We start from the raw sequence: 15,860 nt of genomic DNA on the forward strand, positions 1-15,860 counted from the left end.
CATGGGTGTAATAGAAATTAAAAATATGTCTAAATACTATGGGAAGTACTGTGCATTAAGTGCTGTGTCACTAAAAATAGAGCCGAATAAAATCTATGGATTACTAGGAAGAAATGGTGCTGGAAAGACTACACTTTTAAATCTAATAACCAATAGGTTATTTCCAACAGAAGGGGAAATAACCATAGACGGGGAAGGGGTTTTGGAAAATGAAAGGGTAATAGGAAAAGTGTTTTATATGACAGAAAAGAACCTTTATCCTGATGCAATGAAGGTAAATAAGGCTTATGCCTGGACTAAAGAGTTCTATCCACTATTTGATATGGATTATGCTATGAGTTTAAGTAAGAAATTTTCTTTAGATACAAACAAAAGGGTAAAGGCCTTGTCTACAGGTCAAAACTCCATTATGAAGCTTATTATAACTTTAGCTTCTAATGCTGAAATTTTAATGTTTGATGAGCCTATTTTAGGACTAGATGCAAACCATAGAGAGCTGTTCTACAAGGAACTTCTACAAAATTTCATTGAAAAACCAAAGACTATTATTTTATCCACTCACATTATTGAGGAGATTTCAGATATTCTTGAGAGAGTAATTATAATAAAAGATAAAACCATAGCAGTGGATGATAGTGTGGAAGATCTGTTACAAAGAGCTTACTCAATTGCAGGAGCTGGAGATAAGGTTGATGCCTTTACAAAAGACAAAACTGTGATTAATACTGAAGTTTTAGGAAGCTATAAAAGTACTGCAATTCTTGGAGAACTTAAGGAGAAAGATAGAGAAAATATCCGTGTCCTAGGCTTAGAGCTTAATAAGGTGGAGCTTCAAAAACTATTTATCCACTTAACAAATGGAGGGGAAAATTAAAATGAAAAGTTTAAAGATTGCAAAATATGAATTCTTTGAGATTTTACAATCAATGAAGGTGTATTACGCTATTGTTATGGCGGTATATACACTATTAACTATAGTAAGCTTAAAGACAAATGGAGAAACAACATCTTCAGGATTAGAATTTTCAACAATAGTCTTTTTATTTATAGCAGGTCTTAATTCCGTTAAAGGTAGCTTTAAGTTTTCTCTCGGAAACAATATAACAAGAAAGACTTTCTTTAAGGGATTAGTACTAAGCTCATTGCCCATAGGAGCATTAATGGCGGTATTAGATATAATACTAAATAGAATTTACAATTTATTTGTGGATTGTCCCACTATCTACGATATGATTTATCAAAAAGCCTTTGGAACATCAATTTGGACTCAAAGCAACAGTATTGGCACACTATTTTCAACTGCGTTTTTCTTAGTATTCTTGTATTCTATGATTTTTGTCCTTGGGATTTTTGTTAATATGCTTTATTACAGAAGTAATAAAGTATTAAAGGTTGTAATTTCAGTTGTGCCATTCGTTTTGTTAATGTTTTTTTCAAATGCTAATCAACAGTTAGTTCCACAAAGCTTTTGGAGTAGTTTTGGAAACTTTTTATCTAAAGCTTTTGGTATTGAAAGCCATAACTCCTATATGGCATCCTTCAGTTTCATTGTTATAGCTGCAGGGATTTCAGGGCTTATATATCTTTTAGGAAGAAGAGCAATTATTAAGGACTAAAATTAGTGACTTAAGAAAAAACTATAAGTTTATTTTAAAAGTTATAGATGTAAAGAAGAAGAGTTTAGTGGTGATAGCACAAGCTCTTCTTCTTTATCGAGATTGGGTTAATTAAGGTATAGCTAGGTGTAATTATATGGTGCAATTTTACAACGTGGATATTTTGGCTAATCATGAGTCCGGAATAATTAATGGAATTAATTATAATGTAAAAATACCCATATAACTATACACTTGCCACTTGCAATATAATTGACACCAAGAGAAAAACCCTCATAAGCAACATGCCTATGAGGATTTAATTTTATAACTCACTACTTTGATTTTTAATGGCTCCTTCTAAAGTGTCCTTAGGAATTTTGCTTCCAATATAGTTAGTACCCCAAACACCTATTAGAATCAGTGCAGAACCAACTAAATGGAAAAGTCTAAAGTCCTCTTTTAAGAATACTACTCCAGCAATTATAGATACTATAGTAGAGAAGTTTCCAAGAATAGCAGACTTTGATGCCTCTAACTTTGATAAGGAGTAGTTAATAAATAAGAAAGCAATTATAGAAGATAATATTCCAAGATACATTAAGGATACTACAAAACTCTTATTTCCAAGGGGAGCAAAGAATTGTGATAATGTCCCTTTCAGTATATGTTGAATTATCGACATTATTGTAAATGTTAAAGCGCCGAGACCCATCATATAATAGGTGATCTCTATAGGGCTAAATTCTTTGGAAAGTTTACGTGATAGAAGATTGAATACAGTAGCAGATAGAACTGCTATAAGTAAACATATAATGCCCATGAAACTCATGGAACCAGAAGAGTTTCCACCCATTATTATAATAAATATTACTCCAATCACTGAAGTTATTATAAACATCCATTGAAGAGAAGTTGGCTTTTCTTTTAGGAAATAAGCTGAAAAAAGAGCTACGGTTATTGGAATTAGTGCAATCATCACCCCAGCAATGGAGCTAGAGGAATTTTTAATTCCATAGGTTTCAAATATAAAGTACACTATTGGTTGCATAAGTCCAAGAATAAATAGAGATTTTAAGTTTTTATCCTTATAGTCAACCTTTATAACTTTAGTTAGTACCAGTATAGACATAATAGCAAAAGCCAATAAAAACCTAAAGGAAAGTAAAGTGAAGGTATCTACTAGTTTTAAGGCAACACTAGAAAACATAAAGCTTAATCCAAAGATAGAAGAAGCTGTGATACCAGCAAATATCGGTAGTGCTGAACGTTTCTTTTTCATGAAAATCCTCCTAAGTATGTTAAGTTTTGATTTTCTCTATAGGGCATATAACAAGATATATCTAAGTATAACTTTGTGTTAGCCTATATTTTTAGGCGAAACTTAACTAAGATATATGAATGCTTAGCTATCTTGTAGGAAATATAAAAATTATTTTTGGAAGTAATATTTTCTTAGGGTTAAACATACATATTGTATTGTAAGACAAGCTACTAAAATTAACAATATAAAAATTAAATTTTGTAATTCTATTGACATGCGAACTGTTGTTCGATATACTGTGAATAGTTAATTGCGGAAACAAACTAGGGGGAGTAAAAGATGGGTAACAAGGAATTTTTAATAGAGTTAAAATATAAAGCGGATGGAAAAGGACTTGAAGGAATGTCATTTATAGAGAATACAATGAAGGAAGCTTCTAAGTATATGCTTTGTGGTGGTATTTTAAATAAAAATGGTGGAAAACTTATTTTTAAAGCAAGAAACATTGAAGAAGTTAACGAATTTACAAAGAGTAATCCAATGACGGCTAGGTTGTTGGCATGTAACTAAGTTATTATATATAAATCACGGGTGAGATTCTCGTGATTTTTTATTATATAGGAAAATTAATTTTTTTTCCAGGAGAAACATCTGGATGATCTAGGAAAAATGGAGTTTCATATTGACAATAAGGTGTGTCAAGTAAAGCGTTATTATATAAAAGAGAAAAGTAAAAGGTTATACTAAAGAAAGATATTCTAGTTTTTTAATATAAAATATTTAAAAGTAAATAGGTTAAAGTACCTATGTGATATTTGTTATAATGTTATGGAGTAGGATTAAAAGGAGAAGGATAAAATGAACTTTGATGATAGAGCTATAACTTGGGATGATGAATATAGAGTTAAAAGAGCAAAAATTATTTCACAGGAAATAAAAAAGTCCATTCCCATAAAAGAAAATTGTACTGCTTTAGAGTTTGGCTGCGGAACGGGGTTAATAAGCTTTAATCTTCATGACACATTTAAGGCTATAACCCTTATAGATACTTCTAAGGGTATGATCGATGTAGTTAATTTAAAAAAAGAGCAGTATAAAATACATAACATGGTAGCTTATGAAACAGATATAAGCAAAAATCAAATGTTAAATGAAAAATATGATGTGATTTATACATCTATGGCATTGCATCATGTTGAAGACATAAACGGAACTTTAATAGCTCTATATAATTTAATGAATCCTGAAGGCTATTTATGTATTGTTGATTTAGTTAAAGACGATGGAAGTTTTCATAAGGCGGAAAAGGACTTTAGAGGACATCATGGCTTTGAAGCACAAGAATTAAAGGGTAAATTACAGGATATTGGGCTAAAAGACATAAATTCTAGAGTTTTTTATACTGATAAAAAATCAATAGGTGATGAAAAAATAGATTATTTTCTATTTATTATGATAGGAAAAAAGAAATAAATATTTAATATAAAATCATTAAAGAAACAGTGAAAAAAGCACTAACTCTTGAACTGTCCTAAATAAAAAGTACAGCTCTAGGGTTAGTGCTTTGAATAGTTTCTTATTTAATTCCTTCCAAAATAACTTTAGCCATAAATGGAAAATAACTGTTTATAACATCTAAAGATTCTTGCATCAACACTCCACCAAGGTAGTTGTGCAACCTGTCCTTAATATAGGGGTTAGACTCTATAAAAGGATTCATGTTCATATACTTATCTTCTACGGCATAGACAACATTTCTGATATTAGCCATTACTATAGTAGTCAAGCACATTATGCAAGGCTCCACTGTGGTGTATAGAATGCATTCTCTACCATATTTTTTCAAGTAAGAAGCACAACTAAATATAGCAGTGTTTTCTGCATGAGCAATTTCATTATCTGCGGTGTAGAATCTGTTAGAACCACGGGCAATTATTTTTCCATTGTGTACTATTACTGCACCAATAGGCCTATCTCCTCTAGTTCCAGCCTCATTAGCTTCCTTTATAGCTTCTTGCATAAATTTCTCATGGTTTATTTCATTAAAATTATTAATCATTTTTATCCCCCAAATAAAATAGATTTAGTAAATAAACAATAAAATCTTTTGTAAAATTTTATAAAATTATAGTAGATTTTTTTAACTTTAGTTTACATATTTAGTTTTAAATAATCCGTAAAGAGCAAATTGATATAAATTATAATCCTTGAAATTAACATATTTTGTATATATTATATCAACTTTTTACTGAATGTACTATGAATTTCTTCTAAAAAGCTGATATACATCAGCTTTCTTCTATAGGTTTAATCATTTTTGGAAGGCAAAGATGTGATTTGTATAACTATGAATTAAAAATAATATCAGTGAAATAATAAAAATAAAACAAAGGCCATTGGGAGGAAAATGCTATGACAAATATGAAGGATGCAATAGAGAGAATAAAAATACTAGAATGTCCAACAGGTCATGTGGAAAGTCGAATTGCAGATATATTAGAAGATTATGAAGTCGGAAGCAAAAGAGACATTGAAGTAATTCGGGATGAACAGTGTGATAAAAATGAAGTCCAAGGTTATACAGCTAAGATTAAAGGAAATAAGACTCTAACAGTGCTGGCTACTTCAGGTATGGATGATTATGTGGCTAAGGTTGTAGATGTATATGAATTTTAAATTTTATAAAAAGCAGTATCTAAATTTATAGTTTAGGTACTGCTTTTGTTTTAACTGAATTATAAAATGAAAATCTATGTGGTTAGTCAATAAAGAAAAGACAAAAAGTAAGAGTTAAATGGTACAAGAAAAAACTGTAAATAATTAATTGACTTAATTGTAAATTTATAGTATATTTGTATTATTGAAAATATTCTAAAAAGGAGGTCGTTGAATAATGAAAAATCTAAATTTAAGAAATAAAAAAGAAAGTTTATTTAATATTATGCTAAGCGACCTTAATATGAGAATTTAAAGTAATGAATATGTTATTTTAAGTCATGGGGTTGTATGTAGCTCTATGACTTTTTATTTTTTTAGAATTATAAGAAAATGTTTTCTTGTGATTTCTCGTGTAATTAAAATTAAGTAAGATGAAATTCTGATGATTTTGATTCCTAAAAATATAAAATGTAAAATATAAAGTCGTAGAGTTTTCATGTGGATGTGCCCACATGGAAGCATCTGCGGCTTTTTTTATTAATAATGAACAAGTTGGTTTTGTTAAAGGAGTGAAATTAAAAATGAAAAAACTGAAACAATTATTTAAGCCTTATAAAGGACTACCAAGGGAAGTATATATAATATTTCTTTCTAAAGTTATTAATGCATTAGGCTGCTTTGTTATGCCTTTACTTACAATTATTCTTAAGGATAGCATAGGACTTTCTGACGAAATGACAGGAGCCTACATCAGTGCATCGGGATTTTTATATCTACCAGCTTCGATAATTGGCGGAAAGCTTGCAGATACCATTGGAAGAAAAAAAGTTATAGTGGTATTTGATTTTCTAGCAGCTATGCTATATATTGCTTGTAGTTTCATGGAACCAAGTATTAATATGGTTTATACAATTATGTTAGCGGGAGCTTGTATGGTGGCAGCAGGGCCTGCTCATGACTCCCTAATGGCAGATATTACAACTCATGAAAATAGAGAAGCAGCCTACTCTTTATCTTATATGGGGTGGAACTTAGGATTCGCAATAGGTCCAGTAGTTGGGGGGATTCTCTATGAAAAGAATATGCACTTAATATTTATAGGAGATGCTATTACAGCCTTATTATCCCTGGCACTAATTACATTCTTTATTAAAGAAACTATCCATACAACTAAGGAAGAAATTAAGGATGAAAGTAGGGCTTTAGAAAGAAGAGAAGAAGGATCTATTTTTTCTGTTCTTAGGAAAAGACCAATACTTATTTATTTTGCTCTTATTATATTTTGGTTTAACTTTTCTTACTCTCAATGGGGGTTCTTGATGCCTATTCATGTGATGGATTTATACCCAGATAGTAAGGCTAAGCTCTTTGGTATTTTATCTGGAGTTAATGGTGTAGTAGTAATAGTATTTACACCACTAATAACTTTTCTTTTGCAGAAAACGAAAAGTATTAGGAAAACTGTTTATGGAGGGCTTTTATATGCCATAGGTTTTGGAATGTTAGGTTTTTTTAATGCATTACCACACTTTTTCCTAAGTGTATTAATCTTTACCTTAGGTGAAATTGTTCTCGCAATTAGCACCTCACCTTTTATAGCAAACCATACTCCTGCATCTCACAGAGGAAGAATGAGTTCAGTACTCCCAATAATCTTTGGAATGGGCCATACATTGGGTCCTATTGGGATGGGCAAAATCCTGAACTTTACCAGTATAGAAGGGGGATGGATGATTGTAGGGATCATTTGTATAATTGCGTCTACTGTAATGCTAGGACTAGAAGCTTGGGAGCGCAAGAAACACTATGCTGTGATTGAAGAACAACATATGTAGATCTTATTTTAATATAAAACAAGTAAGGAGTAGTATTTTATTGCAATATTACTCCTTTTTTACATCTAAAACGCAAAATGTTTATATATCATTAGTTAAGTACATAATAAATTTAAAATATACTTTACAAAAGCAATTGTAATATGAAGGAAAAAACTATAAAATAAGTAATGAAGATTTTAGGCATCTTTGACTTATTATTTTATTTCGATGCCTTATATAAATTGCGGAAAGGTTTTGTGAGACTATGGGAAAAGCCAGTGATAAATTTAGTAGGAATGAAAGAGTAGTTGGAATTACTAAAATTCTAACTGAAAATCCTAATAAAGTTATAAATTTAAGTACTTTTACAGATTTGTTTAATGCAGCAAAGTCAACAGTCAGTGAAGATATTGTTATTGTAAGAGAAATTCTAGAAGAATTATCTATGGGAAAAATAGAAACCGTAGCTGGAGCTGCCGGTGGAGTTAAGTTTATAAATAATATATCAAATAGCGAAAAGAAAATCTTTTTAGATGAGATTTGTAGCGCATTGAGAGAAAAGTGGAGAGTAGTACCGGGGAACTTTTTATACATAACGGATATTGCCTACAGCCCAGCTCTTATACATAATGCAGCAGTAGAATTAGCATCAAAGTTTTCTCATTTAAATGTAGACTATGTAGTAACTATTGAAACTAAGGGAATTCCCCTTGCTTACGAGGTAGCTAAGCAGTTAGGAATACAACTTGTTACTGTAAGACATGATAGTAAATTTACTGAAGGGACTACAGTGAGTATAAATTATGTTTCTGGTTCTAGCAATAGGCTCCAAAGTATGTCGCTTTCAAGAAAGTCTATGAATAAAAATAGTAAATGTATTTTTATTGACGATTTTATGAGAGGTGGAGGCACAGCGAAAGGTATTAAGGAACTTCTAAATGAATTCGACAGTGAACTTTTAGGTTGTGGATTCTTAATTGATAATGTGGAGATGGAAGATAAACTTATCAAAGACTATGTAGCACTAGTAGAATTTGCAGGAATAGATGATGATGGCGTAGCCATAATTAATCCTTCTAAAGATATATAAATAAATGTTTAAATATTTATATTTCAAAATGTAAGGATGATATAAGATTTCTAAAGGTATATTTATAATTTGCGTGAAACATGCTGAAAACATTGTAGATGTGATTGGAATTTATTGAACTTTTTTAAATTATAAAATTAAAATGTTGAAATTTTTATTAAAATTCACTTTAACTCTGGAGTTTTTTTGACACCAAATAAAATTATGTAGAAATATAACTGAAAATAATAAATTTTTCAGAAAATTAGAAGGATTTTAAAAGGCAATGGAGAATAAGTACTCCAAGAACATCTTGGAGGTGGAATTCATGCAAATTACTGATGTGAGAATAAGAAAAATAGCTTCTGAAGGTAAAATGAAAGCTATTGTGTCCATAACTTTAGACAATGAATTTGTTGTTCATGATATAAAGGTTATAGAAGGACAAAATGGAAACTTTATAGCTATGCCAAGTAGAAAAACCCCAGATGGAGAATTTAAGGACATAGCTCATCCAATCAATACAGAAACGAGAGAAAAAATGCAAAAGGCTATTCTTGATGAATATGAAAAAGTTAAAAATGAAGAGCCAGTTGTAGATGAAATAACTTACTAAGAAAAAAGGAGCGGCAAACTCCTTTTTTTGTTGTTCAAATAATTAAAAATTGATTTAGTTAATTAGGTTTTCAAAAAGAATACATGCAAATGGAGAGAACCATGAAACTGAAGGCGCAGAGCTAAAGATGATAAGAAAGTAATGTTAATATAACATTACTTGAGTTATAAGGGATGAAGGATTGATTGCAATAAAGACGAACAAAATATATTAGGGCCTATGTTAATTGAATTTTCTAATAAAGCCTTCTAATGTTGAAAAAAAATGTAACATAAAATATAATGAGAAGGTATGCTATATATAGAAGTGACTAATAATTTAAATATAATAATACAAATTATTCGTTAAAGAGGTGTTGAAAATTGTATAAATGTGCTATTATTTTAGCTGCAGGTGAAGGCAAAAGAATGAATTCTGATACACCAAAGGTACTGCATAAGGTGTGCGGTAAAGAAATGATAAACCATGTAATAGATAATATAAGAAACTGTAAAATTGAAGATATAACTGTGGTAATTGGAAAAGGTGCAGAAAAGGTTAGAAAAGGTACAGAGAGTAGAAATATTAGTTATTCTGTTCAAGAAGAGCAATTAGGTACTGGGCATGCAGTGATGTGTGCAGAAGATTTTCTAAAGGATAAAAGCGGAACAGTGGCAATTTTTGTTGGAGATGGCCCGCTAATAACTGAAGATACAGTAAATAGCCTAGTTAACTATCACGAGGACGGAAACTATAAAGCAACTATATTAACATCTATAATGAATAGTCCAGGAAAATACGGTAGAATTATAAGAAATTCTTCTGGAGAAGTGGAAAGAATTGTAGAGTTTAAGGATTGTAGTGAAGAAGAAGTTAAGGTTAAAGAAATTAACTCTGGAATGTATTGTTTTGACATAGAGAGTTTAGTAAACACTTTATCAAAACTTAATAACAATAATAATCAAGGGGAATACTATTTAACTGATGTCATAGAAATTCTTAAAAAAGAAGGCAAAAAAGTTGGAGCAGTAGATGTACCTGTAGAAGAAATTACAGCGGTAAACTCTAAGGGAGAACTTGCTGTAGCAGAAGCCATTATGAGAGAAAGAATAAATAATAAGCATATGGAAAATGGTGTGGTGATAATTGATCCAAAAACCACTTATATAGAATGGAATGTAAAAATAGGTAGGGATACTGTGATTTACCCAGGAAATGTAATTCAGGGAAACACTGTGATAGAAGAAAGTTGTATATTGTACCCAAATAATAGAATTTCCAATGCTATTATTGAAAGTAATGTTACAATACAAAATTCAGTTGTATTAGATAGTAAAATTGGAGAAAATACTACAGTAGGTCCATTTGCATATATTCGTCCAGATAGTGTTATTGGGAAAGATGCAAGGATAGGAGATTTTGTTGAAATTAAAAAATCTACTATAGGAGATGGAACAAAGGTATCTCACTTAACTTATATAGGAGATGCTGAAGTTGGAGAAAACTGTAATTTTGGCTGTGGAACAGTAGTTGTGAATTATGATGGTAAGGCAAAACATAAAACTATTATAGGAAACAATGTATTTGTTGGATGTAATACAAATCTTATTTCTCCAGTAGTAGTTGAAAAAGATAGCTATATTGCAGCAGGATCTACAATTACAAATAAAGTACCAGAAGGTTCACTAGCTATAGCAAGAGCAAAGCAAGTTAATAAAGAAAATTGGGTATACAAAAAGTTTGGAAGAAAATCAAAAGAGTAGGGGCCTAAGTCCCTACTTTATGAAATAAATAATATAAATAAATTACACAATTTAAATGATTCATAAATTAACTCACTTTAATGATTTTCAAAAGTATTTAAATTTAACATGTGGAAAAATACTCAATTAGGAGCAACTGGAGAGTTTGTTTTAAAAATGTTGTTAAATTCCTAAGGTGTCGTAAAATTGAAGCTTATTATACAATATAATTATTGCTTCTGTTTTTATATAATGTTGCATTAAGGTATCTAAGAAAATAACTAGTTAGGTTGCTAATGTATTTTGTGATATACTGTGTCAACAATATTTATTGATAGCCATAACTTTCAATGAAATTTGTTTTCATACTTGACGCAAAATATGAACCGCGACTTTTGCTTGTTAGTTTATTTTAGATTCCTAACTTTATAGTACTTATTACTAGAGTATATAATGGCTATAAGCTTATACTAACTTTGGTAAATTAAAACTAATTAAATAGGAGGACTACATAAATGATAACTCATGGAAAAAACATTAAAATTTTTACAGGTAATTCTTATCCTAAGCTTGCACAAGATATCGCAGACAGACTTGGACTTAAAATAGGGGAGTCTCAAGTTGGAACTTTCAGTGACGGTGAAATATCTGTAAATATTGCAGAAACTGTTAGAGGATTAGATGTGTTTGTAATTCAACCAACAAACGCACCAGTTAATGATAACTTAATGGAGTTATTAATAATGATTGATGCCTTTAAGAGAGCATCTGTAGGTAGAGTTACAGCAGTTATGCCTTATTATGGATATGCAAGACAGGATAGAAAAGCAAAAGCAAGAGATCCAATTACAGCTAAATTAGTTGCTGATTTAATCACAGCTGCTGGAGCTGATAGAGTATTAACTATGGATTTACATGCTGCTCAAATTCAAGGTTATTTTGATATTCCAGTGGATAACTTAATGGGAGCACCAATATTAAGTAACTACTTCGTTGAAAATGGCTTCGCTGATCAAGATGATGTGGTTGTGGTTTCGCCAGACCTTGGAAGTGTTACAAGAGCTAGAAAATTTGCTGATAGATTAAATGCACCGATAGCTATTATTGACAAGAGAAGACCAAAAGCAAATGAAGTTGAGGTTATGAATGTTATTGGAGATATTAAAGATAAAAAAGTTATATTAATAGATGACATGATTGATACTGCAGGAACTATTTGTAACGGAGCTAATGCTCTAGTTAAAATGGGAGCTAAAGAAGTTTATGCTTGCTGTACTCATGCAGTGTTATCAGGTCCTGCTATAGAAAGAATCGAAGCTTCAGCGATAAAAGAATTAATAATGTTAGATACAATTCATCTTCCAGAAGAAAAGGCAATTGATAAAATTAAAATTTTATCTGTAGCACCAATTTTTGCAGAAGCAATAAAAAGAATTTATGAAGATATATCTGTAAGTAAGCTATTTGATTAATTAAAGTTATAACTTTATAAAGGGTTCTTGTGTGAATTGCAATCCATAAAACATGTATAATATGAATTGTTTAAATATAAAAAATGCGTTACAGTAATGGTAACGCATTTTTTATTTCTTAATATTTTGTAAATTATATTAACTTTGAAGAAAAATATCCTTATTTATTGGATATTATTATATAATACAAAGTAAAAATGATGTAAAATAGAAGGTAACTTAGTTTTAGTATAGATTGTTTATTTTATTTTAAGAATGGAGGATTTGAAATGGAAGGTACAATTGCAAAAGTATTAGTGGTTGATGACGATAAAAATATATGCGAAGTAATAAAAATGTATTTAGAAAGTTCAGGATATGCAGTTAAAGTGGCTAATAATGGGAAAGAGGCTCAAGAATTATTTTCAAGCTATAAACCGGAATTAGTTCTTCTTGATGTTATGCTACCATACATAGACGGAATAGATGTACTAAAGTGGATTAGAAAGGATCATGAAACACCAGTTATTATGATCACAGCAAAGGGAGAAACCTTTGACAAGGTTTTAGGACTTGAACTTGGAGCTGATGACTATATAGTTAAACCTTTTGAACCTAAGGAGCTTATGGCAAGGGTTAAGGCTGTGCTTAGAAGATATACTTCTGAGGTAGATAATAAGGAGACTCTATCCTTTGATAATTTAGTTATTGATGTTAATTCCTATAATGTAACTTATAGAGGAAATGAAATAAAAATGCCACCTAAGGAGTTTGAACTTTTATATTATCTTGCAAGTAACAAGAATAGAGTTTTTACAAGAGAGCAATTATTATGTGAGGTATGGGGGTATGATTACCCCGGAGATTCAAGAACTGTAGATGTCCATGTTAAGAGGTTAAGAGAAAAAGTTTCAGGAGGAGAGACTTGGCAGCTTGAAACAGTATGGGGTGTTGGATATAAATTTGAGGTGAAATAATGGTTAAAAACAGCTTATTTTCTAAGATGGTAATTGCCTACACCTTGATAATTTCTATCAGTTTTACCATCATAGCAGCATTTTTATCCTTTTGGTTTCAAGATTATTTTCTTAATAATAGAAAAGAGCAATTAACAAATCAGATTGCTATTATAGAAAGATTTGCAAACGAATACTTGCAAGGAGCTATATCCTATGAAGAACTAAATGGCTCTTTGATATTTATTTCAGGATACATCAATGATGATATATTGCTTATTGATAAGAGTGGATATGTTTATATAGCTACATCCAATAAATTTAAAACTTTTATTGGTAAACAGTTGTTTGTTCAGGAATTAGAGGAATTAAGTAAGGGAAATTATTTTGAGAGTATAAGTAACTATGGAGATATGTTTCAGGAAAAAACCTATGTTTTAGGGGAACCTATTAAAACTCTTGAAGGAGAATTTAATGGTGCGGTGATAATAAATGTATCAATGGAAAGTTTGGATAAATCTTTAAATAATGTTTTTAAGATTATCTGGGTTTCGGCGGTTTTACTTGTTATTGCTTCTTGTATTGTAATTTATTATTTTGTTCAAAAAATAATAGTAAATCCTTTATCACAAATGAGTTTAGTAGCTAGAAAGATAGCAGCTGGAGATGTTAATAAGAGGGTAGAAATTCATACTGACGATGAAGTTGGAGAGTTTGCAGAATCCTTTAATGTCATGGCGGATTCTCTAGAGAAGGTTGAACAAAATAGAAAAGAGTTTATATCTAACGTTTCTCACGAGTTGAGATCTCCCATCACGTCAATTAAGGGATTTATTGGTGGAATAATAGATGGGGTTATACCAGAAGAAAAGCATAATTATTATCTTCAAATAGCCTATGAGGAAATAGGTAGACTTACAAGGCTTATTAACGAGCTTTTAGATCTTTCCGCTGTAGAATCAGGAAAGTATACCCTCGATATGAAGAGTATTGATATTAATGAGACTGTAAGGCTTTGTATACTTAGAAATGAAGCAAGAGTTAAGGGAAAGAAACTTAATGTGGAAGTTTTTTTTGAAGAAGATGAACTTATAGTTCTTGCAGATGAAGATAAAATTATGCAAGTTATAACAAACCTACTAGATAACGCTATTAAATATGCTGATGATGGTGGGTTAATCACAATATCCTGCAAAAGCAAAGGTAAAAAAGCTTATATATCAATATTTAATGAAGGCCCTCTAATACCTGAAGAAGATATAAAATATATTTGGGATAGATTTTATAAGGTAGACAAATCAAGAACGCAAAAGGTAAGTACAGGTCTTGGATTATCAATTGTGAAAAAGATTATCACTTTATTTGATGAGGAAATATGGGTTGAAAATAAGGCCGATGGAGTTATATTTACATTTACCTTAAATCTAAGTAAAAAAGTATAAAGTTTATGGTAAGCCTATATGAAATCTCATTGACAAGTATATTAAAAGGTGAGGTGAGACTATGAGTGATTTCAAAGAAGTGAATGACAATAAGGAACCCTGTGAGGGAAAAATTAAATTCAATAAGAAAAAGAAAAACTACAGAAATAGATTCATAGCACTTACTTTAATTTACCTGTTAATAGCATCTGCTTCTGGAGTTTGTGCTGCAGTAATATTAAATGAAAATAGTGTGGTAGGCAAGCAAGACCCCTTAGGAGACGATGAGGTACCTACAGTACTAAATGATAGCAAATATACAGGTATTATGGCTCAAGCTTCCAAATCAGTGGTTTCCATAGTTAAAGTAGTGGGAGATAGTACACGTTCCATAGAAGTAGATAGTGGCTCTGGTATAATTTTTAAAGAAGGTGGATATATACTAACCAATTATCATGTTATAGATGGTGCAAAGGTTATTAAGGTTAAATTATATAATGACACGGTATATACTGGTAGTATTATTGGAATTAATAATACCTATGATTTAGCTATAATTAAAATTGAAGCAGATGATTTACCGGTAATGCAATTAGGAAGTTCTGTGGGGTTGGAATATGGAATTGAAGTCATAAGCGTAGGGAATCCTATGGGAAAAGCTTTTGATGAGAACACTAAGCTTGGAATGGTTTTAGGTGTTAGTGAACCAATTATAACCATAGATAGAAATACAGGTGTTCATTCTGCATTAAATGTTATCAAGACCAATATATTACCAAGTTCTATTAATAGTGGAGGAGCCCTTTGTAGTACAGATGGAAAGCTTATTGGTATTAATAACATTTCAATGAATCATGCAAAAGGAACTATCAAAAGTAGTTTTTATATGACAATAGAAGATGCTAAGCCTATTATAAATGATTTGTTTAATGGGGAAAATGCCTTAAGAACAATTATAGGTATATATGGAGAAGAGGCTATTCCAGAGAGTAAGGATGGTATCCAAGGTGTGTATATAAAGGAAGTAATAAGGGATAGCAGTGCTTACAAAGCAGGGTTAAGGCCTACAGATATAATTGTGGAGTTCAATGGCAAAAAAATTAAATATATAAAGGATATGAATGAAGCAATAGAGAAGGCTAAGCCAGGAGAAACTGTAATATGCAAAGCATTTAAAAATGGAGAATATAAGATTTTAAATATTCAAATAAGTGAAAATAATTAAAAGTAGTATGAGTTGAGCATACTACTTTTAATTATTTAGCAATGTAGAACAGAATATTGATTGTTTA

The 15,860-nt window shown here is 30.6% G+C and carries 15 protein-coding genes; 13 read left to right on the top strand and 2 right to left on the bottom strand.

The annotated features are described in order from the left end of the window. Position 1 precedes the first annotated feature (1 nt). Together RR409_RS04380 and RR409_RS04385 are read left to right on the top strand one after the other, a co-directional pair. Positions 2 to 874, top strand: coding sequence for an ABC transporter ATP-binding protein (locus RR409_RS04380; protein ID WP_332556506.1), 873 nt, complete (start codon positions 2 to 4; stop codon positions 872 to 874). Between the two features lies 1 nt (position 875). Then, positions 876 to 1,616: a hypothetical protein gene (locus RR409_RS04385; protein ID WP_332556507.1), complete on the top strand. Its 741-nt coding sequence runs from the start codon at positions 876 to 878 to the stop codon at positions 1,614 to 1,616. A gap of 304 nt (positions 1,617 to 1,920) precedes the next feature. On the opposite strand, the gene RR409_RS04390 is transcribed toward RR409_RS04385, so the two are convergent. Next, a complete protein-coding gene (locus RR409_RS04390) occupies positions 1,921 to 2,877 on the bottom strand; it encodes a DMT family transporter (RefSeq protein WP_332556508.1) in 957 nt (318 codons plus the stop codon). 321 nt (positions 2,878 to 3,198) lie between these two features. On the opposite strand from RR409_RS04390, the gene RR409_RS04395 reads away from it, so the two are divergent. Together RR409_RS04395 and RR409_RS04400 are read left to right on the top strand one after the other, a co-directional pair. Continuing rightward, a complete protein-coding gene (locus tag RR409_RS04395; RefSeq protein ID WP_332556509.1) occupies positions 3,199 to 3,429 on the top strand; it encodes a hypothetical protein in 231 nt (76 codons plus the stop codon). A gap of 288 nt (positions 3,430 to 3,717) precedes the next feature. Then, positions 3,718 to 4,332 (top strand): class I SAM-dependent methyltransferase, encoded by a 615-nt coding sequence (locus RR409_RS04400; RefSeq protein WP_332556510.1) that lies wholly within the window; start codon positions 3,718 to 3,720, stop codon positions 4,330 to 4,332. 103 nt (positions 4,333 to 4,435) lie between these two features. On the opposite strand, the gene RR409_RS04405 is transcribed toward RR409_RS04400, so the two are convergent. Continuing rightward, entirely contained in the window at positions 4,436 to 4,918 is a 483-nt protein-coding gene (locus tag RR409_RS04405; protein ID WP_332556511.1) for a nucleoside deaminase, read from the bottom strand. 353 nt (positions 4,919 to 5,271) lie between these two features. Here RR409_RS04405 and RR409_RS04410 point away from each other — a divergent pair, with 353 nt between their 5' ends. The 9 genes from RR409_RS04410 (at position 5,272) to RR409_RS04450 (ending at position 15,793) form a co-directional block, all read left to right on the top strand. Continuing rightward, positions 5,272 to 5,535, top strand: coding sequence for a hypothetical protein (locus RR409_RS04410; RefSeq protein ID WP_332556512.1), 264 nt, complete (start codon positions 5,272 to 5,274; stop codon positions 5,533 to 5,535). Between the two features lie 494 nt (positions 5,536 to 6,029). Continuing rightward, entirely contained in the window at positions 6,030 to 7,352 is a 1,323-nt protein-coding gene (locus RR409_RS04415) for an MFS transporter (RefSeq protein WP_332556513.1), read from the top strand. Between the two features lie 247 nt (positions 7,353 to 7,599). Then, positions 7,600 to 8,424: a pur operon repressor gene (gene purR / locus RR409_RS04420; protein ID WP_332556514.1), complete on the top strand. Its 825-nt coding sequence runs from the start codon at positions 7,600 to 7,602 to the stop codon at positions 8,422 to 8,424. Positions 8,425 to 8,731: 307 nt separating this feature from the next. Then, the gene (gene spoVG / locus RR409_RS04425) at positions 8,732 to 9,019 is read left to right on the top strand and encodes a septation regulator SpoVG (protein WP_332556515.1); all 288 of its coding nucleotides are present in this window, start codon (positions 8,732 to 8,734) and stop codon (positions 9,017 to 9,019) included. A gap of 362 nt (positions 9,020 to 9,381) precedes the next feature. After that, positions 9,382 to 10,761, top strand: a complete 1,380-nt coding sequence (gene glmU / locus RR409_RS04430) for a bifunctional UDP-N-acetylglucosamine diphosphorylase/glucosamine-1-phosphate N-acetyltransferase GlmU (RefSeq protein ID WP_332556516.1) — start codon at positions 9,382 to 9,384, stop codon at positions 10,759 to 10,761. Between the two features lie 494 nt (positions 10,762 to 11,255). Further along, complete coding sequence (locus RR409_RS04435; protein ID WP_332556517.1) at positions 11,256 to 12,212, top strand: ribose-phosphate diphosphokinase; 957 nt, start codon at positions 11,256 to 11,258, stop codon at positions 12,210 to 12,212. A gap of 269 nt (positions 12,213 to 12,481) precedes the next feature. Continuing rightward, the gene (locus RR409_RS04440) at positions 12,482 to 13,168 is read left to right on the top strand and encodes a response regulator transcription factor (protein WP_332556518.1); all 687 of its coding nucleotides are present in this window, start codon (positions 12,482 to 12,484) and stop codon (positions 13,166 to 13,168) included. Next, positions 13,168 to 14,589 (top strand): ATP-binding protein, encoded by a 1,422-nt coding sequence (locus tag RR409_RS04445; RefSeq protein WP_332556519.1) that lies wholly within the window; start codon positions 13,168 to 13,170, stop codon positions 14,587 to 14,589. Before RR409_RS04440 ends, RR409_RS04445 begins: the two co-directional genes overlap by 1 nt. 61 nt (positions 14,590 to 14,650) lie before the next feature. Then, complete coding sequence (locus tag RR409_RS04450; RefSeq protein ID WP_332556520.1) at positions 14,651 to 15,793, top strand: S1C family serine protease; 1,143 nt, start codon at positions 14,651 to 14,653, stop codon at positions 15,791 to 15,793. Positions 15,794 to 15,860: the final 67 nt, after the last annotated feature.

Source organism: Clostridium sp., from assembly GCF_036642255.1.
Lineage (GTDB): Bacteria > Bacillota > Clostridia > Clostridiales > Clostridiaceae > Clostridium_J.

What these genes read in the sequence shown, in the direction of transcription:
- RR409_RS04440 (WP_332556518.1), top strand. Translation starts at nt 12,482, where the DNA reads ATGGAAGGTACAATTGCAAAAGTATTAGTGGTTGATGACGATAAAAAT.
- purR (WP_332556514.1), top strand. Translation starts at nt 7,600, where the DNA reads ATGGGAAAAGCCAGTGATAAATTTAGTAGGAATGAAAGAGTAGTTGGA.
- spoVG (WP_332556515.1), top strand. Translation starts at nt 8,732, where the DNA reads ATGCAAATTACTGATGTGAGAATAAGAAAAATAGCTTCTGAAGGTAAA.
- RR409_RS04395 (WP_332556509.1), top strand. Translation starts at nt 3,199, where the DNA reads ATGGGTAACAAGGAATTTTTAATAGAGTTAAAATATAAAGCGGATGGA.
- RR409_RS04450 (WP_332556520.1), top strand. Translation starts at nt 14,651, where the DNA reads ATGAGTGATTTCAAAGAAGTGAATGACAATAAGGAACCCTGTGAGGGA.
- RR409_RS04390 (WP_332556508.1), bottom strand. Translation starts at nt 2,877, where the DNA reads ATGAAAAAGAAACGTTCAGCACTACCGATATTTGCTGGTATCACAGCT.
- RR409_RS04410 (WP_332556512.1), top strand. Translation starts at nt 5,272, where the DNA reads ATGACAAATATGAAGGATGCAATAGAGAGAATAAAAATACTAGAATGT.
- RR409_RS04435 (WP_332556517.1), top strand. Translation starts at nt 11,256, where the DNA reads ATGATAACTCATGGAAAAAACATTAAAATTTTTACAGGTAATTCTTAT.
- RR409_RS04405 (WP_332556511.1), bottom strand. Translation starts at nt 4,918, where the DNA reads ATGATTAATAATTTTAATGAAATAAACCATGAGAAATTTATGCAAGAA.
- RR409_RS04380 (WP_332556506.1), top strand. Translation starts at nt 2, where the DNA reads ATGGGTGTAATAGAAATTAAAAATATGTCTAAATACTATGGGAAGTAC.
- RR409_RS04400 (WP_332556510.1), top strand. Translation starts at nt 3,718, where the DNA reads ATGAACTTTGATGATAGAGCTATAACTTGGGATGATGAATATAGAGTT.
- RR409_RS04445 (WP_332556519.1), top strand. Translation starts at nt 13,168, where the DNA reads ATGGTTAAAAACAGCTTATTTTCTAAGATGGTAATTGCCTACACCTTG.
- RR409_RS04415 (WP_332556513.1), top strand. Translation starts at nt 6,030, where the DNA reads ATGGAAGCATCTGCGGCTTTTTTTATTAATAATGAACAAGTTGGTTTT.
- RR409_RS04385 (WP_332556507.1), top strand. Translation starts at nt 876, where the DNA reads ATGAAAAGTTTAAAGATTGCAAAATATGAATTCTTTGAGATTTTACAA.